The organism is Salinimonas marina, from assembly GCF_015644725.1.
In the GTDB taxonomy this organism is placed as follows: Bacteria; Pseudomonadota; Gammaproteobacteria; order Enterobacterales; family Alteromonadaceae; genus Alteromonas.
In genome coordinates, this window is record NZ_CP064795.1 from 2416909 (window position 1) to 2440812 (window position 23904).

Here is a 23904-nt window from a genome sequence, read left to right on the forward strand (position 1 = left end):
GTATTTCGGGCATCAGATAAATGGGCTCACATCACCGCTACCTTCACGCAGAATGATCGGTGGCGTTTCGGTTAAATCGACAATCGTTGTAGGATGCTCACCCAGCGTGCCGCCATGAATGATCAGCCCGACCCGTTTTTCCAGTTTGTCGCGAATTTCGTCCGGATCGGCCTCGGCCATACTTTCACCCGGTAAAATCAGCGAAGTGGACATCAGCGGCTCATTTAACTCAGCCAGTAATTTCAGCGCGATTTCGTTATTCGGCACCCGAATACCGATGGTCTTACGCTTTGGATTTTGCAGCCGCTTGGGCACCTCGCGGGTGGCTTTGAGAATAAACGTATACGGGCCCGGGGTGTTATTTTTAATCTGTCTGAAGGCAACATTGTCCACTTTGGCATAAATGGATAATTCTGACATGTCCCGACACATCAGCGTAAAATTATGATCTTTATCGATATTACGAACCTGACACAACTTATCTAACGCTTTTTTGTCATCCATCTGACAACCAATGGCATAGCCAGAGTCGGTAGGATATACCACCACCTCGCCCTGACGAATTAATTCGCAGGCCTGCTTTATCAGGCGGGGTTGCGGATTTTCTGGATGAACAAAGAAAAATTGACTCATAATGCTTCCTTATCAAAAGACAACTGAGACCAGTTATGCCAAATGGGGGTCAGTTCGCTGGCTAACCCCAGATTGCGGCCTAGCTCGGTCCAGCGTGACGGAAAATGAAAATCAGATCCGGCTGAAGCCAATAGCTGATGCTCATGCGCCAACTCTCGGATCACTGTTTGTTTGTTAGCAGCCATTCCCGGACAAGCCGCTTCAATGGCGTGCCCCCGGGCTTCAGCAAAATCGGTTACCAGACGACGTAACCACTTTGTGGTCATATCATAATGCGCCGGGTGGGCCAGTACTGCTTGCCCACCCGCGCGGGTAATCGCTTCAATGGCCTCAGCCATTTCTGGCCAGACTGCTTTTACGGCAGCACGTTTACCTTTACCCAAATATTTTTTAAAGGCATTGTCCATTGAGCTAACCCCAAACTGGTTCACCAATACCCGGGCGAAGTGGGCCCGAGTTATCTGACCGGGCCCGGCAAGCCTGACTGCTTTTTCTAATACGCCTTCAAAACCACATTTACTTAGTTTTTCGGCAATTTTTTCCGCCCGCTCACGCCGCCGTTTAGCCTGAGCGCTCAAAAACGCCTGAAAATCCGGACACTGCCGGTCAATATTAAGCCCCACAATATGGATATCAAAACCGTGCCAGGCGGTCGATATTTCAACGCCATCGATAATCGTCAGCGCTCTTTTCTGGGTTTGCTGGTAGGCGTGGGCTTCATCAAGACCGGCCACGGTATCGTGATCAGTAATAGCAAGTACATCCACCTGCATGGTATGTGCTCGTTGCAGTAATTCTGTCGGCGAAAGCTGGCCGTCAGAAAAATGAGTATGGCTGTGCAGATCTATTTTCACTTAGTTTTCAGAATTCCGGTTGACATGGGAGTGAATTTGTTTTCTTCTATAGGGCATATTATACCGTTTTTTAAGCTTCAATGTTTAACGAAGTTTCATCTGACACGATAAGATTTAAGCACACTATGCAAACCTGTTTTTTTCAAACTTCGCTTAACCGCGTTATCTGGTGGTGGCACTCCCTAACTTAAAGGGCGGTGTGCGCATGTGTGCGTGTCAAAACACTTAAGAAAAGGCCCGTTTTTTAACGGGCCTTTTTTTTTTAATCGCAGCGGGAGATTTGCGACCATGAGTTTAGCCGAGCTGGGAGACATCCCGGGAAAAGTAGAAACATTGCAACAGCAAGGCGAGTATCTGGCCGATCCGCTTGCTGCATTTACTCATCTATGTCATCAGCACAGCAATGCCTTGCTGCTGGAGTCTGCCGAAATAGACAGCAAGGATGACCTGCAGAGCTTGCTGATGGTAGATGCTGCTGTGCGTCTGGAGTGCCGGGGCAACACCATCACTATTGATGCGCTAAGTGCTAATGGTGAATCCGTGCTGCCATTAATTGTAGAACACTGTCCGGCTGCGATTGCCTGTGTCCAGCAGCCGCGCCGGCTGGTGTTGACCTGCGCCGTTCCCGATGCCGCCCTGGACGAAGATGCCCGGCTAAAAGCTCCCAGTGTCTTTGATGCGCTGCGGCTGTTGCGCACCCAAATTACACCGGTACGTGAGCATCCCCATGCGGTATTTTTAGGCGGCGTATTTGCCTATGATTTACTGGGCACCTTTGAGCAGCTACCAGAGGTGGCCGAAGGCGACAATGACTGTGCCGATTATGTTTTTTATCTGGCCGAAACCCTGTTGACCATCGACCACCAGACCAAAACCACCGAATTACTGGGCAGTGTGTTCTCAGGCCCGCAGGTGGCACAAAGCTATTTTGCCATTGCCCAGCGTCTGGAACAGCTGCAAAAGCAGCTACACCGCGTGGCACCGGCGAGCTCTTCGTCCACGCCCCCGGCTCCGGATGCGACCGATATTCATGTTGATAAGTCAGACGCGGAGTTTATGGAACATGTGAATGACTTGAAATCACATATTCTGGCGGGCGATATTTTTCAGGTGGTGCCCTCGCGCACCTTTTCACTGCCCTGCCCGGCGCCTTTAAAAGCATACGCGGAGCTGAAAAAACAAAATCCCAGCCCTTACATGTTTTACATGCAGGATCAGGACTTTGCTATTTTTGGGGCGTCTCCCGAGTCGGCCTTAAAATACGAAACTCAGACCAATCAGGTGGAGGTTTATCCTATTGCCGGCACCCGGCCCCGGGGCAAACGCACCGACGGCAGTATTGACGCCGACCTTGACAGCCGTATCGAGCTGAATCTGCGTGAAGACAATAAAGAAAAATCGGAACACATCATGTTGGTGGATTTGGCCAGAAATGATGTGGCAAAGGTGAGCCAACCGGGCACCCGCTTTGTAAAAGACCTGCTTAAGGTTGATCGTTACTCCCACGTGATGCATCTGGTGTCGCGGGTGGTGGGTCAGTTGCGCCAGGATCTTGATGCACTGCATGCTTATCAGGCCTGTATGAATATGGGCACCCTGGTGGGCGCCCCGAAAGTCTCGGCAGCCACGTTAATCCGGCAGGTCGAACAAAAACGCCGGGGCAGTTATGGCGGGGCCGTGGGGTATATCAACGGCCAGGGCGATATGGATACCTGTATTGTCATTCGTTCGGCCTTTGTTAAGAATGATACCGCTTATATTCAGGCGGGTGCAGGCGTGGTGTACGACTCAGATCCGCTCAGTGAAGCCAATGAAACCCGCACCAAGGCTCAGGCAGTGATTAATGCTGTTAAGGCCGCATTGCCACAGGAGTCAGTATAATGAAGCAACCGGTTACGGTATTTTTGCTCGATAATGTGGACTCATTTACCTATAACCTGGTGGATGAGCTACGTACCCTGGATTTGAACATTGTGGTCTACCGCAATACCGTTGACGCCCAGACGCTGTTGGCCCGGATGGAAGCAGAAGCAGAGCATTCACGGGTATTGCTGTTGTTATCTCCCGGGCCCGGAGCTCCGCAAAATGCCGGCTGTATGCCGCAGCTGTTAACGCTGGCTCAGGGCCGCTTCCCGGTGTTAGGTATTTGCCTGGGACATCAGGCTATCGCTGCCCATTATGGCGGTACCGTGGATCGCGCCGAGTTGGTGATGCATGGTAAGTCATCACTGGTCCATCATCATGGGAACACGCTCTTTGCCGGTTTGCCACAACCATTACAAATCGCGCGTTATCATTCACTGATTGCCACCGCTTTACCTGATTGTCTGGAGCGTATTGCCGCCTGTGGTGATTTAACCATGGCTGTTTATCATGCTGAAGATCGTATGCTGGGCTTTCAGTTTCATCCAGAATCTATTTTAAGTGCTCAGGGTAGCCAGTTGCTGGCCCAGAGTATTGCTTTTCTAACTGAACAAGGAAACACACATGTTTGAGATCAGTGGTGTGTTAGACACCCTGTATGCCGGTGAGTCATTGTCCCAGACCCAGGCATTCGGATTGTTCAACAGCATTATGCACGGTGAGCAGCCAGAAGCGGTCATCGCCTCGGTTCTGACTGCACTGAAAATAAAACACGAATCTCCCCAGGAAATTGCCGGGGCCGCCAGTGCGATGGTGGCAAATGCCTTACCCTTTCCTACACCGGCTTATGAGTTTGCTGATATTGTGGGTACTGGCGGCGATGGTCATAACACCATCAATATCTCGAGTGCCGCTGGCGTGGTCGCGGCCGCCTGCGGCGCTAAGGTCGCCAAACACGGAAACCGCAGTGTATCGTCGCGTTCTGGCTCCGCCGACTTATTTCGCGAATTCGGGGTTGAGCTGGAAATTACCGCAGAAACCGCCCGTCGCTGCCTGGATGATGCGAATTTCTGCTTTTTATATGCACCGGTCTATCATGCCGGGATGCGTTACGCCGCGCCCGTGCGTGCGGCCCTGAAAACCCGTACCCTGTTTAATATTCTTGGTCCGCTCGCCAATCCGGCCGGTCCGACTCATGGGGTGTATGGGGTATATTCACCTGATTTACTGGAGTCTTACGCCAAAACCCTGATGTTGTTGGGACAACGTAAGGCGCTGGTGGTACATGGCGCCGGTCTGGATGAACTGGCATTACATGATGCCTCCCAGGTCATTGAACTTAGCGGCACCACCATGCGCCGCTACACAGTCACGCCGGAAGAGTTTGGTCTGTCCCGCTATCCGCTCAGTGCCATTGAAGGCGGCGAGCCGGAAGAAAACCGGGCCATGATTGCGGCGGCTTTAGGCGGCACAGGCCAGGCTGCTCATGAGGCTGCTATTGCAATGAATTGTGGGGCGCTGTTGAAAATAACCGGCATCGTCGACACCTTTGAAGAAGGTGCCAGCATGGCTGTTGCCAGTATGCGGGCGGGTGAACCGCTGAATGTTTTACAACAGGTTGCTCAATTAAGTCAGGAGGCGCTCAATGGCTAATGTGCTGGAAAAAATCGTTGCTGATAAGCAAAATGAGCTGGTTCAGCGTAAGCAGACACTGGCAATAGATACCTTAAAACAAGCGGTCATACCGTCTGATAAAAGCTTGTTTGACGCGCTCAATAAACCTGAAGCCGGTTATATTCTGGAGTGTAAAAAAGCCTCTCCATCCAAAGGACTGATTCGTGAAAAATTTGACCTGGACGAAATCCTCAGCGCCTATACGCCCCATGCGGCGGCATTATCGGTGCTTACTGACGAAAAATATTTCCAGGGCACCTTTGAGTACCTAAGCTACGTCACCGCCCGGGTCGCTCAACCGGTGCTCAATAAAGACTTTTTTATCGACGAATACCAGGTGTACCTGGCGCGTTACTATCAGGCCGATGCCATCCTGCTGATGCTCAGTGTCTTGAATGACGAAGAATATCAGGCGCTGGCGCGGATTGCGTTTGAGTTACAGCTGGACATCTTGACCGAGGTCAGTAACGAACAGGAAATGGAGCGGGCAATTGCGCTTAAAGCCAACATTATTGGAATTAACAACCGCAACCTGCGAGACTTAAGTACCGACCTTGCCACCACCGAACGCCTCGTCCCGATGCTAAAGCAGGCCAACCATGAATTTGTGGTGATTTCAGAGTCCGGAATTTATACCCATGCTGATGTGCTGCGTCTTGGCAAACACTGCGACGGCTTTTTGGTGGGGAGTGCTTTAATGGCCCAGGCTGATTTAGCCGCGGCGGTCACCGCTCTGGTTTATGGCCAAATTAAAGTTTGCGGAATGACTGACCCCGAAGCGGCGCGCCATGCTTTTGCTTCCGGGGCCTCCTATTGTGGTTTGATTTTCGCCAGCAAATCGCCGCGGGCGGTATCTTTGGAGCAGGCGCAACATATCGTGCAGCGCGTGCCTGGCCGCTATGCAGGCGTTTTTGTGGATACCCCTGCTGAACAGGTAGCCCGAAACGCCCACCAGCTTGGGCTGAGTGTGGTGCAGCTGCACGGGCATGAAGACGCTGCCTACCGAATCGCATTAAAAGCCCAACTGCCTCCCGGGTGTCAGTTATGGCAGGCAATGGGGGTCTCCACCCAGTTACCTGACAATATTCAGGCGGTATCTGAGGAGCCTGCTACCGACAAAGTGCTGCTTGACTGTAAGGTCGGAACTCAGTCAGGCGGTACCGGTACTCAGTTTGACTGGGCGCTGCTGGATAACATTACAGATAAATCACACATTGCGCTGGCCGGAGGGATTACCATAGACACCCTGATTGAAGCGCAGCGCACGGGCGTCAGTCTGGTGGATGTTAACTCCGGAGTAGAAGATGCGCCGGGGCAGAAGTCGACCGACAAGCTTACGGCACTTTTTGCCCGTGCCCGAGACTATTAATTGAAAATACAGGATTTACCATGAATCAGTTAAATGCAAAATTTGGTGATTTCGGCGGCATGTATGTGCCCGAGTTACTTATACCTGCGCTGGACCAGCTGGAGGCGGCGTTTGTCGATGCCAAAGACGATCCTGAATTTCAGGAAGAATTTTTAAGCCTGCTAAAAGATTATGCCGGGCGCCCCACAGCAATGACATTAACCCGTAATCTGGTGAGTAACCCAAAGGTTAAGCTGTATTTGAAGCGTGAAGATTTACTCCACGGCGGAGCCCATAAAACCAATCAGGTGCTGGGTCAGGCACTATTAACAAAGCGCATGGGCAAAACCGAAGTGATTGCTGAAACCGGCGCCGGCCAGCATGGTACCGCGACCGCGCTGGCCTGTGCCTTGCTGGGCTTAAAAGCCCGTATTTATATGGGCGCAAAAGATATTGAGCGTCAGGCCCCCAATGTATTCAGAATGCGCTTGATGGGCGCCGAGGTTATTCCGGTGAGTGCCGGGTCCGGCACCTTGAAAGATGCGGTAAATGAAGCTATGCGTGACTGGTCTGCAAACTATGATAAGGCGCATTATCTGTTAGGTACAGCCGCTGGCCCGCACCCGTTTCCCCATATTGTACGCGAATTTCACCGTATGATTGGTGAAGAAACCCGGGCGCAGATTATGGAAAAAGAACAACGTTTACCTGATGCAGTTATTGCCTGTGTGGGTGGCGGCTCCAATGCCATAGGTATGTTTGCCGACTTTATTGATGAAGAAGATGTTCGCCTGATTGGGGTTGAGCCAGCGGGTAAAGGCCTGCATACCAAAGAACACGGTGCCACAATTTGTACCGGCTCTAAGGGTATTTTGCATGGCTCATACACTTACATTATGCAGGATAAAGAAGGTCAGATTGAAGAAAGCTACTCGGTATCAGCCGGTCTGGACTATCCGGCGGTAGGCCCGCAACACGCATTTCTGGCCGATGCCGGGCGCGCTGAATATGTGTCGGTGACCGACGAAGAGGCGCTAAATGCCTTCAAACTGCTGGCTCGCAAGGAAGGGATTATTCCAGCGCTGGAGTCAGCTCACGCCCTTGCTCATGCCCTGAATATGGCGGATGAAGCAGAAGATGATACGATTTTGGTGGTAAATCTGTCAGGCCGTGGCGATAAAGACATTGGTGTAGTGACAGAGATTCTGGGAGATGAGTTTAATGGATAGATATGGTGATATGTTCAAGCGGCTGGAAGCCGATAATGCCGGTGCGTTTGTTCCTTTTGTAACAGTAGGCGATCCGTGTCTTGAAACTTCGGAAAAAATCATCTGTCAGTTGATTGATAGCGGCGCGGATGCATTAGAGCTTGGCCTGCCTTACTCAGATCCCATCGCCGACGGACCTACCATTCAGGCCGCCAGTATCCGAGCCCGGCAAAGTAACGTGACGACTGCCCAGTGCTTTGAGCTATTAAGTCGGGTTCGTCAGAAATACCCTGACATTCCCATCGGTTTGTTGCTGTACAGCAACCTGGTGATGAGGGCCGGCCTTGACACTTTTTATCAGCGCGCCAGTAAGGCCGGCATAGATTCTATTTTAATTGCCGATGTACCGCTGCGTGAAGCCACCCCATTTCTGGCGGCTGCCAGGCAGTCGGGCATAAAGCAAATTCTGATTGCTCCGCCCAATGCGTCCGATGAAACTATGGCCCTGATTGGTGAGCATTCTTCCGGGTATACATACCTGCTGGGACGCGCGGGCGTAACCGGCGCCGAAACTGCGGCCGAAATACCCGCTGCAGAGCTGGTGGAAAAACTCAGTCAGTATCGCTGCGCCCCCCCCTTACTGGGCTTCGGTATTTCGAAACCCGACCAGGTAAAAGCCGCCATTGTTGCAGGGGCGGCCGGCGCCATCTCAGGCTCGGCGACGGTCAATATCATTGCTCAGAATCTGGATGATACTGCGGCCATGCTGAGACAGCTGGATACCTTTGTGGGCACTATGAAAGCGGCCACCCAAAAGGACTAAGCCTATGCTTTATATGATTTGCGCTACCGATGCTCCGGATACACTGGAGCAGCGACTGGCGGCACGCCCTGAGCATTTAGCACGTTTGCAGGCACTAAAGGATGATGGCCGGTTGATTCTGGCCGGGCCGTTTCCCGCCATCGATTCGCCTGACCCCGGCCCGGCCGGATTTACCGGTTCGCTGGTGGTCGCTGAGTTCGAGACATTAGAGGCGGCTGAACAATGGGCCGGGCAAGATCCCTACGTAGCGGCCGGGGTGTATGCGGATGTGATGGTAAAACCCTATAAAAAAGTTCTGCCATAAGATCTTCCTTACGCTAATCCAAAGTCCAAACGGCCCTAAAGGGGCCGTTTTTATTGCCATTGGCCTTAATCGTGCGTCCAGCCTTTGATCAAATTGGCTTCATTATGTAGATAGATAATCCCTGCGAGCAAAATGACTTTAATTATCTGATACTTATTATCCATAATTTGTTATCAAAGCGCAGTTATCATAGGAGCTTGCGGAGCCATGTGATTTCACACGTTTTCAGCTAAACAAAGATGGCTAATCAATTCGTACTGCTCTGCACATACCCTTTCAGCTCCTTGAGCTGCGATTCACTCAGCCTGGATAGAGGTATCACTATAGAACCTCTTTTTAGATTGAAAAAAACATTTCTTGGATAGAACTCTATTGATACAAACTCAGACCAGGGGGCTACCAATAATCCCTGTTTTGACGTACGCCTACAGCCCTGCCGGTCGATAGAAAACTGGTACGTATCATTTAATTTGGTTTTGCGAGCGCACATTAGCGCTAGTTTTGGCGAGATCCATTCCTCTGCCAGACACAACAGCGAATAACTTCCCACCACCACAAGCATTGCCGTGCCCCACCAGGAGGCCATTGCAGCAAACTGAAACAGGGTAAAAGCGCTGATAAAAAATACCCCCAGTGGCGCATAGGTATGAAGCGCTTTATAAGGAATCTGTGCCATTCTCTCTTTATCAGAACAAAGATACTCATCCTCGGTGTAGCGCAAGGTTAATTCAATACTCATCCCTGAAATCCTTTTGAATTGTGTTACTGACTTAGTTTGCTGTTATTCGCCGTGTTTCTTGCGGGCAAAAACGCGCCTGCGGTATTGCCGTTGCAATAGCTGAAACCCTGCTAGCGTAGCGGCGAAGAGTATAAACTGGCTTATCAGAATAAGCCCGAGCTTAGTATAAAGGCCTATTTCTTCGGTAAACAGCGGATGCCAGATATAGGCCAGAGCAAAATTACCCGCAAATAAAAATATTCTGTAGCCGGGCACAGGCCCGCCCCAATAGTCATAAAAACACCAGCTCAGAACAAATGCCAGTAACCCGATAAGGGTCGCGACTGCAGCAACTTTGATTGCAAGGTATTTGATAGGAATGCCCTTTGCCCATTATCTTTCAGGTTTGCTATTTCTAAACACTTCGCTTAAACCCGACCGGTTTTAAAAGGTTTTATTTATTTCAATTAACCTTTTAACAGGATGGTTAATGTGACACTGATTAAGTTAGCCGTTTAGGCAGCCATTGGCAAAATTATCTTCAAGGCCAGCCGTTTCTATTGTTGCAGGCTCTGATAAGTTGCCAGCGTAGATAAGGTTTTGAATAGTTTTATACTGGTAATCTGTTCAGACACAAAAAAACGCCGAACATTGATTTACCATGTTCGGCGTCAATTTCAAGCGCAGGTTGCTAATGCCGGGGGATTACAGGTTTACCTGATCATGTTTACCCATTTCTTCGGGCTCGATGTCCTTGCCGGTCATCATTTTGTACATACCCTTGATACCCGGGTCAGCTTCCCAAATTTCGGCATCATCCAGGTCAAAGCGCAGCATCAGCAGAGACGGATCTTCCTTACCTTTTTCATACCAGGCTGCAACCGGCTTTGACCAGTATTTATCGATAATTTCCTGGCGGGTTTCTGCCACTAAAGTGCCGCGGATACACGCGAAAACATCGTGACCTTTGCTGGAAAATTGCACCATCGCTTTTCCACCTGGCGCAATACGATTGGATTTGGTGGTGTAAAACCAGAATTCACTGTTGGCTTCTTTGTCGAGCTGGGCGCGCATCGGCTCACCATGTTCATTATTTTCACACAATGACACCATTACATTGGGACTGTCAGCCATGGCTTTCCACATTTTGGTACGAATATCTTCAGACATACACTCGCTCCTTAGTCGGGGCAGATAAAAACTTTATCGCTGCCGTTTATCTTCAGTAGTTAACAGGGTGCAGACTGTATGCCAGCATGAAATCACCAAAAATACTCTTAATTTTCATAATTTTGCACTAAAATTAAGGTTAGTTAAGGTTTACCGTCAGTAACTTGTTCCGATAATTTGAAAAAATTATTCAGGCACAGTTCAGGTCTCCGGTGTATGGTAATTACAGGGTAAAAACAGTAAATTAGAGTCCATGGTTGTGGCACATACAGGTTCAACATCATCATGAATATGCGTAGCGTGATAGGGCTGCTATTTTGTAGTGTCCTGATAATAAGCACGCCTGTTTCGGCACAACAAAAAAGCCAGCCCCAGACAATTGACCGGTCGCAGGCTGCCGCCAAGGCGCAGCAGCGGGTAAAAGGCCGGGTACTTCGGGTAGATCAGAGTTCAGGAAAGTACCGGGTAAAAGTACTGAAAAAGTCCGGGCGGGTAGTCTCGGTCGATGTCGATAAACGTTCGGGTCAGGTCCGCCAAGCCTCCAAAACCAAGGATAATGATCGCTAATGCGCATTCTTGTTACAGAAGACGACAGTCGTTTGCTCACCCAGCTCGATGCATTGCTGCAACAACACGGCTACAGTGTCGATTTAGCCGATAACGGCAAGGATGCGCTCTACCTTATTCAGGAATACCCTTATGATGTGGCGATTATCGATATTGGCTTGCCACAGATCGATGGATTTGAAGTCATCCGCCGCGCCCGCCAGCAAAATATAGGTTGCCCCATCCTGATACTGACCGCCCGGGACCGGTGGCAGGAAAAAGTCGAAGGGTTGGATGCCGGGGCGGATGATTACCTGACCAAACCATTTCATAATGAAGAATTACTGGCCCGGGTCAAAGCTCTGATTCGCCGAGCCTCAGGACAGGCAAACCCAGTGGTGGAGCATGGTCCGCTGACGTTGGACACCGTTACCGAAGAGCTGACTATCTATCAGCGACGCCTGGAACTGACCGCCTATGAGTACAAGGTCATGGAATATCTGATGATGAATCCGCAAAAGGTGGTTTCCAAGACCGAACTGACTGAGCATATCTACGACCAGGATTTTGACCTGGACAGCAATGTGATAGAGGTTTTTATCGGCCGCTTGCGTAAAAAGCTGGATCCGGAAGGACAACTAAAGCCTATCGAAACCCTGCGAGGTCGCGGTTACCGGCTGAGCCGTAATTTGTGAAACGGTGGTCTTTAAAGTTACGCAGCGCCCTGGCGGCCCTGCTGGCCCTGGCAGTATTTATTCCGGTTACCGTTTTTATTCTTGATGAAGCCTATACACGTAGCCTGACTCAGGCCAAACTAAACGAACTCAAACTGATGAATCTGTCACTGGTATCGGCCTTTGAGCTTGATGGTGATGAGGCCGTTATGCCAGAGATGCTGCATGAGGAGCAACTCAACCTGCCGGATTCTGGCTATGTAGGAATGGTGGTCTATCAGCAGCGTATGGTTTGGCAGTCTGCCTCGGCATTACATACGGATATGGTGGCGCCCTCACCGATTCCAAAGGTCGGCGAAGAGGTTTTTACAACCCATTATCGTGCCGCTGACAACACGGATGCCGCCTATTTTATGTACGGCTTTACCGCCGAGTTTGCCGGTAGCCAGAACTTTGAACCGGTACACTTTTATATTTTCAATAATCGTCACGCCTTTAATGCAGAGCGGACCACCTTTCTGACTACTGTCTGGCAGGGATTATTATTGTTGAGCATTGGTTTATTGTTGTTGTGGCTGGCCGGTATCAGGGTGGTATTAAACCCGGTGCGAAAATTAATTGAAGAGATACGCCGCACCAGTAAGGGCCGCCAAACCGCGCTTTACGACAGTTACCCAAGCGAATTCGCCGGCCTGCAAACCAGTATCAATCATTTGTTACAAACCGAGGAACAGCAGCGCCTGCGCTATAAAAATAGTCTGGGCGATCTGGCCCACAGTCTGAAAACCCCCTTGGCGGTTGCGCTTGGCACCCATAATTTGCCTGAGGACGCCCGTGACGCATTACTTCAGGTAGACTCGTTAATACAGCGACAACTTAAACGGGCCGCAGCCGGGCAGTCTGGCTGGCAACAGGCGGTGTCCGTGGCGCCGATTTTTGACAAACTGACCCACGCCATGCAAAAAGTCTATCGTGACAAAGATTTGATTATTGACCAGCACCTGCCTACCGAGGCTAAGTTTTACGGCGATGAAACCGACCTGTTTGAAATGCTTGGCAACTTATTGGATAACGCCTGTAAAGCGGCCCGCCAACAGGTCAGACTCAGCGGCTCGACCACTGACCATTATCTGATCTTATGTGTAGAGGATGACGGCCCGGGCATTGGCAGTGAAAACCGGACGCGGCTGTTGGAACGCGGCGCACGCCTTGACACCTACACCGAGGGCCAGGGCATCGGGATGGCGGTGGTCAGTGACCTGGTCGCCATTTATCAGGGCCGTCTGGAAGTATTTACCAGCGAGTTAAAAGGGCGGGCATTCGTATCCGACTGCCCTATCCTTCGGCGCGCTAAACCCGGGGCTTGCTTTCCCCGGCCGAGGATAACAACACCGCCAGCCACTGACTTTCGGTCCGAGACTCCAATGCTATTTTCACCACCATGGTCAAAGGCACCGACAGCAGCATCCCAACGGTTCCCAGCAGCCAGCCCCAGAAAATCAACGACAGAAATACCACCAGGGTCGACAAACCCATCCCACGACCCATCAGGCGTGGCTCAATCAGATTCCCCATTACCGTATTTACCAGCATGAAGATTAATGCCACCAGCCCGGCCGACGCAAAGCCGTATTGCACAAAGGCAATCAGCACCGCCGGCAGTGCCGCAATTATAGAGCCGATATTGGGAATATAATTAAGCATAAAGGCCAGCACGGCCCACAACAAGAAGTGGTCAATCTGCATCAGGTAAAGCACCACCCCGATGACCAGTCCGGTTGCCAGACTAACAACCGTTTTAATAGCCAGGTAGCTGTTCACTGATTTGATGAAGCGGTCAACATGTTGCATTTTCATATCCGGGTCAGCTAATGCAATATGTAAGCGTGACGGAATGCTGTCAGCTTCGAACAACATAAAAATCACCGTCAGCAGAATCAGAAACAGGTTGGATAACACCCCACCCATGCCTGACAAGAAGTTAGTGGCCAGCGACATCGCCATGCCTGGATCCAGATGGGAGGTAATCAGTTCACGATTGAAATCTATGCCTAGTGAGGCCAGCCGGGTAATGATCCAGTCAAATTCGCTGGCCAGTTTTAATCGGTAGTCAGGCAAATTTTGTCTGAATTCGGCAAGCGACTGACCCACCAGCCCGGCCAGCAGAAACCCAAACACCACAATTAAACTGATCACCAGCGTCACCGATAACCACTTGGGGATACGATGGCGGGACGCCCAGTTAATCAGGGGCTACAGGCAATAGCGATAAAGCCAGATAAAAAGAAAGGGACCATGATAGCCGAGGCGGCTTTAATGCCTGCCAGTACCACAACCAGACTTGCCAGCACAATAAGGGCTTTGGCAGTAGGCGATTTTAGTTCCATAATAATCAATTAGCTCAGTTAGCAAGTACAAATGATACCACTCCTTGCGGATACGGCGTGCGTGTCTATTATTCTATATTTTATTGTCCGAATACGAGAATTTTCATGACATTAAATCAGGCCATAATAAAAATTAAAAATCTGCGCTTGCGCACCTATATCGGCATTAATGAAGAAGAGGTACAAAACAAACAGGATGTGATTGTGAATGTCATCATCCATTACGATGCACATCAGGCTTCCAGTACAGACAATATGGGCGATGCCCTGAACTACAAAACGGTCACCAAAGCTATCATAAAACTGGTGGAGGATAACCGCTATTTCTTGCTGGAAAAACTTGCTTCAGATGTACTGACCATTGCAGCCAGACATCCGTCGGTCAGCTTTGCAGAGGTCGAGATAGATAAACCTCATGCCCTGCGTTTTGCCGACTCGGTGTCGCTGACATTGTCGTGTACCCAACCTTAAAAGGATTCACCGTGCAGATACTTATCACCGGCGGCACCGGCACTATTGGCCGGCGCCTTATCAAGCGTACCAGTGAGCAGCATCGCTATACGGTGCTTACCCGCGATCAGGAAAAAGCGGCCCGTCTGCTGCCCGACTCGGTAACGTTGATCTCCAAATTATCGCAAATCGAAGACTTTGGTCAGTTTGATGCGGTTATCAATCTGGCCGGGGAACCCATTGCCGATAAACGCTGGACCGACGCGCAACGTAAGCGGATATGTAACAGCCGCTGGGACATCACCCGGGAGCTGACCAGCCGGTTTACCAGCTGTAGTAACCCGCCTGGGGTCTTCTTGTCCGGCTCCGCGATTGGCTACTATGGTCGACAGGGGCAAAGTATTGTTACCGAAGATGAACACCAGGTGAGCGAGGAATTTACCCATACGGTATGTCGAAAATGGGAGAAACTGGCCCTGGATGCCAACCACGTTACCCGGGTTTGTGTCATGCGAACCGGCGTAGTGATGGCAAAAGATGAAGGTGCGCTGGGAAAAATGACTTTGCCCTTTAAGCTGGGGCTGGGAGGCAAAATCAGTGACGGCGAGCAGTTTTTTTCCTGGATCCACGTCGATGACATGGTTAGCGGCATTGTGTTTTTACTGGAACATGAAGAGTGCGAAGGCCCGTTTAATCTGACGGCGCCTGAACCGGTAACCAACAAAACCTTCACCGATACGTTGGCTTCGGTGCTGCATCGCCCGGCGATATTTACCGTACCTGGCATGGTGTTACAGCTGGCCATGGGTGATGCCGCCGATATGCTGCTAACCGGCCAAAACGTGCTGCCCGCCAGGTTAACCGAAGCGGGCTTTAGTTTTGAGTATCCGCAATTGCGCCAGGCTCTGGAACAAGAGCTGGGATCAGCCTTAACCTAAATTGCCGGGCAAAGGCCTATCCTGCTTTATCACATTATTTTACGCAACAGCTGGCTGGTGTTCAAAGTGAGCAGCCGCCAGCACCCTACTGCGCCCAGGGCGCCGACCACTATTGCGCCCACCACCGGGGCTATTAGCCAGTACCACACGTGTAACGAGGCTGTCATATTAAATAGCTGTGTTTGCAACAGGTAAAGACTTAACTCGTTGGCAAGCGCCGCCATAAACCCGGCCACCACCCCGATGATCACAAACTCATACACCACGCTGGCCCGAATCAGCCGCCCTTTGGCGCCCAAGGTTCGTAAAATTGCCAGCTCCTGCTGACGCTCATCCATGCTCGCCTGCACCTGGGCAATTAACACCAGCGAACCGGCCACCAGCACCAGAATAAGGATAAACTCTACCGCCAGCGACACCTGCTCCACAATACCGCGAAGCTGGTTAATGCGTGCATCCACATCAAACAGAGTCACCGACGGAAATGGTGCCAATAGCTGAGTTAAGCCGGCTTTTTTCGCGGTGGGCAGGTAAAAGCTGGTGATATAGGTAGGGGTGTATTCCTGCATGGCGGCCGGAGACAGCACAAAGAAAAAGTTAGGCTGCATACTTTGCCAGTTAACTTCACGAAAACTGGTGACCCGGGCTTTCACCACCTCTGAGCCGATATTGAAGGTCAGCAGGTCCTGCAGTTCGATATCAAGCCTGTCAGCGACCTCGCTTTCCACAGAGACAGCAAACTCATCCCGGGCCGTTTCGGTCTGCCGATTCCCATGCCAGGTTCCTTGGACAATACGGTTTTGGTTTTGCAGGGTATTGCTCCAGGTCAGATTGGCTTCCCGTCCCAAACCATCCCGGCCCCGTTCATCTTCAGGTTTATCTTCTTTGGTGACCTCGGTATTTACTTTTTCATCATTCACCGACACAAACCGGCCCCGAACGACCGGATAAAAATGGCCAATCTCCACCTCATTATCGGCAAAGTGCTTATTCAGTTCCGGCTTTTGCTGCTGAGTGATGTTAATTAAAAAATAATTAGGCGTGCCCTGGGGTAACTGCGCCTGCCATTGGGCAATCATATCGTTACGCATCACCAGCACAATCAGCAGCAACATAATCGTGATGGAGAAACTGATCAACTGCACACTATTGTCCATTGCCCGCCGCGAAATGCGTGCCCAGGCCAGTTGCCAGGGCCCCATTTTGTTAGAGGCAAACTTTCGACCTACGTAGATCAGACCCACCGTAACCAGAATGAGCGCCGCGACCAGCACCACCCCGGAAACAAACAAGATGGCGCTGATTTTAAGATTCTGACTGTAGGCCCACATCAGCAAAAATACCGCCAGACCGGAGACGGCGAACTGTAATGTTCGTGAGCTTAAGTCAGAGTCCATTTCCCGACGCAACACCCTAAGCGGTGGAATAGAGAACAGCCGCAATAGCGGGTACATCGAAAATAACACCGCACATACCACCCCGGTAAATACGGCAATGATCACCGGTCGCCAGTGCCACACGGCCAGACTCACCTCGACTTTGCCCGCCAGGGCGCTCACCACAGCCTGCTGTATCGCTACCCCGGCGGCAATACCAATGATAATACCCAGGGTGGCGATAAAGAAAATTTGCAGGGTGTAGACCTTGCGAATCATACTGCGGCTGGCCCCCAGCGTTTTCATAATAGCCACGGGATCAAAATGACGCTGCGAGTAACGCTGGGCCGCTACCGCAATAGATACCGCGGCCAACACAATGGCCAGCAAGCTGGCCAGTAAGAAATACTGTCCGGCGCGGGCCACCGAGCGGCCAATCGGTGAGCTGTCATCTTCCACCGACTGCCAGCGATGAATTTCATCGTCCAGCCTTGGCCGCAACCAGTCATAAAAATCACTGAGCTGAGCATTGTCGCCGGCAAAATAGGCTTTATACGTTACCCGGCTCCCGGGACCTGTAACATTGGCGCTGGCCAGGTCACTCTGGCGTATCAGCACCAGTGGATCGGTGCTGAACAATGAAAAGCCCGCATCGGGGACATCATCCAGTACCCGGCTTACGGTAAAACTGGCATCGCCAATCTCAATCGTTCCGCCCGGCTCGATGCCCAGTAACTGAAACAGGCGTGAATCAATCCAGGCATTACCGGGTTCGGGCACTTCATTGATTTGTCGCTGCTCACCAAACGGGGTTTCTGCCACCGTAATCGCGCCTTTAAGGGGGTAGTTACTGTCTACCGCGCGCAGGTCAGCCAGCGACATGGCTTCCTCGCCAAACACCATGGAGCGCAGTTGTACCTGGCTGGAGGTGGCAATATCACTGGCCCGGGCCTGCTCGATCCACTTTTCGTCTAATGGCTGGCGCGCCCGTAGCTGGCGGTCGGCGGCCAGAAACGACGCAGAGCGCTCCGTCAGCGCGCCCTGTAAGCGCTCACTGAACAAGGACAATGACAATACCGCCGCCACCGACAAAATGATTGCCGCTAAGATGATGGTTAGTTCGCCCCGGCGGGCCTCGTGCTTAAACAGTCGCCAGGCCAGTTTGGTGGCATTACCCATGGGCCGCATCCATGGCTGACTGCGCCTGGGTGTGGGCAGCAGGCTCGGTTAACTGACCGGCTTGCATCACCAGCTGGCGATCGCAGTGACGTGCCAGCTCTTCGTCATGGGTAACCAGTATGAGGGTCGTTCCTGAGTCGTGATTAAGGGCGAACAACAGTTTTTCAATTTTTTCGCTATTGGCCGCGTCCAGATTCCCGGTGGGTTCGTCGGCAAATAAAATCTTGGGCTGCCCGATAAACGCCCGGGCAATCGCGACCCGCTGCTGCTCGCCGCCGGAAAGCTGATTAGGATAATGGGACCCGCGGTGGCCCAGCCCCACCTGTTCAAGAATATCACTGGCCTGCTTACGGGCATTTTTAGCGCCGGCAATTTGCGCCGGTAACATCACATTTTCCAACGCAGTTAAACTTTGCACCAGCATAAAACTTTGGAAGATAAAGCCTACTTTAGCGCCGCGTAATTGAGCACGCTGCTCTTCATCCATATCGTGGAGCGGTTCGGCATCCAGAAAAATTTCTCCTGAGGAAACTTCATCCAGCCCGGCCAGCAGCCCCAGTAAGGTGGATTTACCGGAACCTGACGCACCCACGATGGCAACAGACTCTCCTGACTTGACTTCAAAAGAAATGGGTTGAAGAATCTCCAGCTGACCTTCATTCGTAGTAACCTGTTTGGTTATCTTGCTGGTTTTAATCATAAGGAGTCACCGCAGTCGTGTTCATTCAATATTCTCCTGGTTTTCGACAGTTTTTTGTCGCATTGCTATTTTTACCCTTTTTACTGTTGGCAGATCAATCTCTTGCTTCAACCTCGCAGGCGCAAACTCAGTCTAAAACACTGCTGGTAGTGGGTGATAGTTTAAGCGCAGGCTACGGCCTGCAACAGCATGAGGGCTGGGTAAGTTTGTTGCAGAATTTATGGGCCGATGAAGCACATCGGATCGATGTGATAAATGCTGCGATAAGCGGCGAAACCTCTGATGGAGGTTTAGCGCGACTGCCAAGACTGCTGGAGCAACATGAGCCCAGCCACGTATTGATAGAGCTTGGCGGCAACGACGGGTTGCAGGGACACCCGGTGGGCAAACTGAAAACCAATCTGAATAAAATGATTCGTTTATCTCAGGAGGCCGGCGCCACGGTCATTTTGCAGGACATGGAAATTCCCTCAAATTATGGTAGCCGTTATACCACATTGTTTGCCGATGCGTTTGACGAAGTCGCAGAAAAGAACAATGTGGCATTGGTGCCCTTCTTCTTAAAATCGGTAGCCCTTAACAAAGATTTAATGCAAAAAGACGGTATTCATCCAAATAAAGAAGCGCAGCCGCTGATCGCAGAATATATGGATAACAAATTGAAACCGCTGATTCTGGATGGCGCTACCCGGTAACCGCCTGATTTTCAGCTGACCAAAAAAAACCTGAAGCGATCATCGCTTCAGGTTTTTTATCCGCCGGGTTTTCGTGTTCCTGAATGGTGTTAACGACTGCCGGGAATATACTGCGGAGGCATACTGCCATCACGCTGATGGTTAAGGTAACGATCCCGCAGGTCTGTTTGACGACTGCGCATATCAACCGCTTCACCATCGACAAACACCTGTTCAGCGTACTCGGTGACTTCCAGCGGATCGCCGCTCCAGATAACCACATCTGCCCGGGCGCCTGTACGTAAGCTACCCACCGTCTCCTGCACCCCAAAAATACGCGCCGGATTGCTGGTCAGACTGGCCAGCGCTGCTTCATGAGATAAGCCATTGGCCACAGCATTACCGGCATGCTGGGTGGCCAGACGAATATTATGTGTCTCCATACCGATGGCGACCGTCACCCCGGCGGACTCCAGACGTGCAGCATTTTCCATGGAGGCCCCCAGCGCATCGAAGCTCTCTGGCAGGTTCATCTCCGGATTGACGATAACCGCGATGTTTGCCTGGGCCAGTTGCTCCGCCACGCGCCAGCCCTGGGCCGCCCCCATCAAGACAATATTTGTCTGAGGATAGCGCTCTTTAAACGCCACCACCTGCAAAATATCGGACTTTCTGTTGGCTTCCATTATCAATGGCATCTCGCCAGAGAGCACCTTTTTAAGTACTTTCAGATCAGCGCGGGTGTTAAGGCCCTGCCAGGTATCTCCCGGCGTGGGATATTGCCAATCGCTTTAGCTTCATCAAACAGCTGCTGCAAGGTTACCCACAATGCTGAGCGCGAGCCGCCGGCTTCTTTTGCTGCATTAGCACTTACATCCAGCACCATAAATGCCCGGGGCTTTATAAGTGGTGCATCAGCCCCTACCGAGATAATGCTACCCTGGCCATGAAATAGGTAGTCGGTGTACGACAAGGTGGTGGCTGCTGAGGTTACCCCTTCAATTCGCGACACATCCATCAGAGTTGAGTCCGGGTTTATCGCATAGCTCACATCAAAGGCGGCGCCGGTATTGGAGATACGGGCATTCTCTACAGACGCATCGTTAATGCCCGCCCAGGAAGCCACCTCAACCAGCCCTAAAGACGTCATAGCGCCGACCAGACCAGGCGTGACCACTTTGCCACTGGCATCCACCTGCTCGTAATCTGAAGGTACCTCAGCATTAGCTGAAACCTGTTCGATTTTGCCGTCCTTTATCAATACCGTACCGTTTTCAATCACGCCCTGCTCAGTCTGGGTATACACTTTACCGCCGACAATAGCGATATTGGCGGCCAGTGCTGAAGAGCAGTAAGCGGCAGAAACCAACGCAGCAATCATTAATTTTTTCATTGTGCTTCTCCTTCAGCCTGTTGGCCCATCTCAAAATCACTCACCGGCTGCATCGCCGGATCGTTCAGATCAAAAACCAGACCGCCGTCAATATACACCTTTTCGGCTTTGGTGTAGGTTGAAAACGGGTTGCCGTTCCAAAGCACCAGGTCGGCGTTTTTGCCAGATTCCAGCGACCCCGTTTTATCGTAAATGCCCATAGATTTGGCGGGATTCGCCGACAACCAGGTCCAGGCATCGGCCATGCTGATATCGATACCTGCGCGCTTACCATCAGACCAGGCTTTAGCGGCTTCCTGATTGAGTCGCTGTATGCCCAACTCACTGTCTGAATGAACAATGGCACAAGCCCCGGCGGCCTCTACCATCGGGATATTTTCACGGATGCCATCATAGGCTTCCATCTTAAAGCCCCACCAATCAGCCCACATTGAAGAGCAGACATTATTCTGTTTGAGACGATCGGCAATTTTGTAGGACTCGACTGCATGGTGGAAAGAGCTTATCTGGTAATCAAATTCCTGCATCATATCCATCATGGTGACCATTTCATCGGCCCGATAGCAATGCATGTGCACCAGAATGTCGCCTTTGAGCACCCCTGCCATGGTTTCAAGATCAAGATCGCGCTTAGGGGGGATCGGATTTTTGCCGGCCTCAAAGTCGCGCTCGTACTTGTCCCATTTGGCCATATAATCCTGGGCATCAGACCAGGCCTGACGATAGCCTCTGACATTTCCCATGCGGGTCATGGGGCCACCCTTTTTGCCATACACCCGTTTGGGGTTTTCACCACAGGCCATTTTCATGCCGTAAGGGGCATCAGGGAATTTCATATCCTGCATGGAGCGGTTGGGCACATTTTTCAGCACCACAGAACGCCCGCCAAACAGGTTTCCTGAACCAGGCAAAATCTGCAGGGAGGTAACGCCTCCTGCCAGCGCCCGGCCAAAACCTGCATCCTGGGGCCATACCGAGTGCTCTACCCATACCCCCGGGGTGACGGGCTTGACCATTTCGTTACCATCAGCCAGGGAGCCGATAGACGGAGAGGGATACACCCCAAGGTGGCTGTGGTTATCGATAATTCCCGGCGTGACCCATTTACCGGCGCCGTCAATAACCTGCACATCATTCGGGTAATCAAGGTTCTTGCCTACGGCCTGTACCTTGCCTTCAGCAAAATACACCATGCCATTATCGATGCGCTTACCGGCCCCATCCAGAATGGTGACATTGGTGATGACCGTGGGCTGACCGGAAATGGGGGTGTAAGTGCTGGGGTAAGGATTGGTGTCGAGACTGACCTTGTTGGTGGCTGAACTGTCGGTGTTGTTCTTCTGGGTAGACTGACACCCAGAAATAACAAACGGAACCAGACAGGCCAGCGCCAGGGTTAAACGCGAGCGTGTGTGTGCCATAGGCTTTGTAATACCTTCAAGTTGAGAATAATGAGCTTATTCGTATTGTTATTGTGATGTTTTTACACCACGTTAACGCTACTGGAAGCAGATTTCAAAATGAAGCACACTTGAGACTAAGCGACGTACTCTTGCGAGGACTGGCGGCGCAGCACTTTTACAATATCCTCGGCCTTGTTAAGCCGGCGGATATCATTAAACAGTAACTCGGCCTGGGGATACTGACGTTTTAAATAACCACACCACTGTTTTATCCGATTTGGATAATAACGGCCTTTATCCCCATAGATTTCATAACCGGAATATTTTATTAGCAAACCGGCCAGTTCCGGCCACGCCATTGGCGCTTCGTGTTGCTTTATGCAACGTGCCAGATTTGGCAAAGCCAGGGCGCCGCGCCCGATCATCAGGTCGGTACAGGCTGACTGTTGCTGACAGCGCTGCGCGTCTTCGGCGCTCCAGATCTCGCCGTTGGCGATAACCGGGATTGAGATATGTTCCCGGATACGGGCAATCCAGTCCCAGTAGGCCGGCGGACGATAGCCTTCGGTCTTGGTCCGGGCATGCACCACCAGCTGGGTTGCCCCGGCTTGCTCGATGGCAATGGCATTGTCAATTGCCAGGGATTTATCTTCAAAGCCCAGACGAATTTTAGCCGTTACCGGCAGCTCATCAGACACTGCCTGGCGTACATTACTGACAATGTCGTACAACGCCTGTGTTTCTTTTAGCAGTACCGCTCCGCCCTTGCTTTTATTTACCGTTTTAGCCGGACAGCCAAAATTAAGGTCCACACCGGGGGAGCCGAGATCTACCGCGGTCTGAGCATTTTCAGCCAGCCACTGAGGATGTTGACCTAACAGTTGCACCCGAACCGGCACCCCGGCTTTTGTTTTACCATCATTTTGAAGCTCGGGGCACAAACGATAGAAAATTTTCGGCGGCAGCTTTTGATCTACCACCCGAATGAATTCGGTTACGCACAAATCAAAACCGCCCACTTCGGTGAGCATTTCGCGCATCAGGTGGTCTACCACCCCTTCCATCGGGGCCAACATGACTTTCATAATTAATACGGACAGCTGTATCTTAAATTCGGGGGCGAAAGTGTAGCAAACTGACGGTCCTGAGACCATTAAACTTAATTGTCGGTAGCGCTCTGTAAGAGCCTAAGGCACGCTTGGGTCGCCTCGATACGCTGCTGCTCGGTCATGGTGGGCCAGGCCTGTATCTGATTGAGGGTGCGCTGGCATCCCAGACACACTGCCTCTGTATTAAGCTTGCACATACCGATACAGGGCGAGGTGGCAGGAACTGCCTGCTGAAGACGATTTTCTATTGTCATTTTACTGATTTACCGCTGACTGCTGCTGAGGTCGGGCACACTCAAACCAAACACATACAAATACCCCGAAACGGGCCTGTAACTGTTGTTCAAAATGCGATGGCGAGCTTGCCAGCAGGGTTACCCACTGCTGAGTCGTGCCGGTATAGATTAACCCGTGATATTCAGACACAAAAAAGGACCTGTGTTAAACCAGGTCCTTAATATACATTTAGACGTCTAAACG

Annotated in this window: 24 protein-coding genes, 2 pseudogenes and 1 other annotated feature; of the genes and pseudogenes, 13 read left to right on the plus strand and 13 right to left on the minus strand. The window is 51.3% G+C overall.

What is annotated here, in order from left to right; translation table 11 throughout:
• Positions 1–12: 12 nt before the first annotated feature.
• Positions 13–633 (minus strand): L-threonylcarbamoyladenylate synthase, encoded by a 621-nt coding sequence (locus IT774_RS10820; protein WP_195809799.1) that lies wholly within the window; start codon positions 631–633, stop codon positions 13–15.
• A complete protein-coding gene (locus IT774_RS10825; RefSeq protein WP_195809800.1) occupies positions 630–1487 on the minus strand; it encodes a PHP domain-containing protein in 858 nt (285 codons plus the stop codon). The genes IT774_RS10820 and IT774_RS10825 overlap by 4 nt, the downstream gene beginning before the upstream one ends.
• Positions 1488–1651: 164 nt before the next feature.
• Positions 1652–1748: a sequence feature (Trp leader region), on the plus strand.
• A gap of 27 nt (positions 1749–1775) precedes the next feature.
• Between IT774_RS10825 and IT774_RS10830 the strand changes: the two genes are divergently transcribed.
• The 7 genes from IT774_RS10830 to IT774_RS10860 are packed head-to-tail and all read left to right on the plus strand — an operon-like array spanning position 1776 to position 8707.
• On the plus strand, positions 1776–3368 hold the full coding sequence (locus IT774_RS10830; protein ID WP_195809801.1) for an anthranilate synthase component 1: 1593 nt from the start codon (positions 1776–1778) through the stop codon (positions 3366–3368).
• A complete protein-coding gene (locus tag IT774_RS10835; RefSeq protein ID WP_195809802.1) occupies positions 3368–3982 on the plus strand; it encodes an anthranilate synthase component II in 615 nt (204 codons plus the stop codon). The genes IT774_RS10830 and IT774_RS10835 overlap by 1 nt, the downstream gene beginning before the upstream one ends.
• A complete protein-coding gene (gene trpD, locus IT774_RS10840) occupies positions 3975–5003 on the plus strand; it encodes an anthranilate phosphoribosyltransferase (protein WP_195809803.1) in 1029 nt (342 codons plus the stop codon). Before IT774_RS10835 ends, trpD begins: the two co-directional genes overlap by 8 nt.
• The gene (gene trpCF, locus IT774_RS10845; protein ID WP_195809804.1) at positions 4996–6393 is read left to right on the plus strand and encodes a bifunctional indole-3-glycerol-phosphate synthase TrpC/phosphoribosylanthranilate isomerase TrpF; all 1398 of its coding nucleotides are present in this window, start codon (positions 4996–4998) and stop codon (positions 6391–6393) included. The genes trpD and trpCF overlap by 8 nt, the downstream gene beginning before the upstream one ends.
• Before the next feature lie 20 nt (positions 6394–6413).
• Entirely contained in the window at positions 6414–7601 is a 1188-nt protein-coding gene (trpB, locus tag IT774_RS10850; protein WP_195809805.1) for a tryptophan synthase subunit beta, read from the plus strand.
• The gene (gene trpA, locus IT774_RS10855; RefSeq protein WP_195809806.1) at positions 7594–8403 is read left to right on the plus strand and encodes a tryptophan synthase subunit alpha; all 810 of its coding nucleotides are present in this window, start codon (positions 7594–7596) and stop codon (positions 8401–8403) included. Before trpB ends, trpA begins: the two co-directional genes overlap by 8 nt.
• Positions 8404–8407: 4 nt before the next feature.
• Positions 8408–8707, plus strand: a complete 300-nt coding sequence (locus tag IT774_RS10860; RefSeq protein WP_195809807.1) for a YciI family protein — start codon at positions 8408–8410, stop codon at positions 8705–8707.
• Positions 8708–8954: 247 nt separating this feature from the next.
• Here IT774_RS10860 and IT774_RS10865 read toward each other — a convergent pair whose 3' ends face one another.
• The gene (locus IT774_RS10865) at positions 8955–9446 is read right to left on the minus strand and encodes a hypothetical protein (protein WP_195809808.1); all 492 of its coding nucleotides are present in this window, start codon (positions 9444–9446) and stop codon (positions 8955–8957) included.
• A gap of 684 nt (positions 9447–10130) precedes the next feature.
• Positions 10131–10595 (minus strand): pyridoxamine 5'-phosphate oxidase family protein, encoded by a 465-nt coding sequence (locus tag IT774_RS10870; RefSeq protein ID WP_195809809.1) that lies wholly within the window; start codon positions 10593–10595, stop codon positions 10131–10133.
• Positions 10596–10886: 291 nt separating this feature from the next.
• Here IT774_RS10870 and IT774_RS10875 point away from each other — a divergent pair, with 291 nt between their 5' ends.
• The 3 genes and pseudogenes from IT774_RS10875 to IT774_RS17765 form a co-directional block, all read left to right on the plus strand.
• Positions 10887–11162, plus strand: a complete 276-nt coding sequence (locus IT774_RS10875; protein WP_232365202.1) for a PepSY domain-containing protein — start codon at positions 10887–10889, stop codon at positions 11160–11162.
• Positions 11162–11836, plus strand: a complete 675-nt coding sequence (locus IT774_RS10880; protein ID WP_195809811.1) for a response regulator transcription factor — start codon at positions 11162–11164, stop codon at positions 11834–11836. Before IT774_RS10875 ends, IT774_RS10880 begins: the two co-directional genes overlap by 1 nt.
• A gap of 935 nt (positions 11837–12771) precedes the next feature.
• Positions 12772–13125 (plus strand): annotated as a pseudogene (locus tag IT774_RS17765) (ATP-binding protein); the annotation flags it as partial.
• Between the two features lie 40 nt (positions 13126–13165).
• Here the strand turns inward: IT774_RS17765 and IT774_RS10890 are convergent.
• Positions 13166–14202, minus strand: a pseudogene (locus tag IT774_RS10890) (AI-2E family transporter).
• 105 nt (positions 14203–14307) lie between these two features.
• Here IT774_RS10890 and folX point away from each other — a divergent pair.
• Complete coding sequence (gene folX, locus IT774_RS10895) at positions 14308–14673, plus strand: dihydroneopterin triphosphate 2'-epimerase (protein ID WP_195809812.1); 366 nt, start codon at positions 14308–14310, stop codon at positions 14671–14673.
• A gap of 11 nt (positions 14674–14684) precedes the next feature.
• A complete protein-coding gene (locus tag IT774_RS10900; RefSeq protein ID WP_195809813.1) occupies positions 14685–15590 on the plus strand; it encodes a TIGR01777 family oxidoreductase in 906 nt (301 codons plus the stop codon).
• A gap of 29 nt (positions 15591–15619) precedes the next feature.
• Here the strand turns inward: IT774_RS10900 and IT774_RS10905 are convergent, their stop codons facing one another.
• Positions 15620–18145 (minus strand): ABC transporter permease, encoded by a 2526-nt coding sequence (locus IT774_RS10905; RefSeq protein ID WP_195809814.1) that lies wholly within the window; start codon positions 18143–18145, stop codon positions 15620–15622.
• Positions 18138–18845 carry an ABC transporter ATP-binding protein gene (locus IT774_RS10910; RefSeq protein ID WP_195809815.1) on the minus strand — a complete coding sequence of 236 codons (708 nt, stop codon included), beginning with the start codon at positions 18843–18845 and terminating at the stop codon, positions 18138–18140. The genes IT774_RS10905 and IT774_RS10910 overlap by 8 nt, the downstream gene beginning before the upstream one ends.
• A gap of 17 nt (positions 18846–18862) precedes the next feature.
• Between IT774_RS10910 and IT774_RS10915 the strand changes: the two genes are divergently transcribed.
• The gene (locus IT774_RS10915) at positions 18863–19540 is read left to right on the plus strand and encodes an arylesterase (protein ID WP_195809816.1); all 678 of its coding nucleotides are present in this window, start codon (positions 18863–18865) and stop codon (positions 19538–19540) included.
• Positions 19541–19629: 89 nt separating this feature from the next.
• Here IT774_RS10915 and IT774_RS17890 read toward each other — a convergent pair whose 3' ends face one another.
• The 6 genes from IT774_RS17890 to IT774_RS10940 form a co-directional block, all read right to left on the minus strand.
• Entirely contained in the window at positions 19630–20217 is a 588-nt protein-coding gene (locus tag IT774_RS17890; protein ID WP_332308840.1) for an amidohydrolase family protein, read from the minus strand.
• A 29-nt stretch (positions 20218–20246) separates the two neighbouring features.
• Complete coding sequence (locus IT774_RS17895; protein WP_332308841.1) at positions 20247–20912, minus strand: hypothetical protein; 666 nt, start codon at positions 20910–20912, stop codon at positions 20247–20249.
• The gene (locus IT774_RS10925; protein WP_195809817.1) at positions 20909–22333 is read right to left on the minus strand and encodes an amidohydrolase; all 1425 of its coding nucleotides are present in this window, start codon (positions 22331–22333) and stop codon (positions 20909–20911) included. The genes IT774_RS17895 and IT774_RS10925 overlap by 4 nt, the downstream gene beginning before the upstream one ends.
• Positions 22334–22449: 116 nt before the next feature.
• A complete protein-coding gene (gene dusC, locus IT774_RS10930; protein WP_195809818.1) occupies positions 22450–23400 on the minus strand; it encodes a tRNA dihydrouridine(16) synthase DusC in 951 nt (316 codons plus the stop codon).
• A 74-nt stretch (positions 23401–23474) separates the two neighbouring features.
• Positions 23475–23678 carry a DUF1289 domain-containing protein gene (locus tag IT774_RS10935; RefSeq protein ID WP_195809819.1) on the minus strand — a complete coding sequence of 68 codons (204 nt, stop codon included), beginning with the start codon at positions 23676–23678 and terminating at the stop codon, positions 23475–23477.
• A 1-nt stretch (position 23679) separates the two neighbouring features.
• The gene (locus IT774_RS10940) at positions 23680–23850 is read right to left on the minus strand and encodes a hypothetical protein (protein ID WP_195809820.1); all 171 of its coding nucleotides are present in this window, start codon (positions 23848–23850) and stop codon (positions 23680–23682) included.
• Positions 23851–23904: the final 54 nt, after the last annotated feature.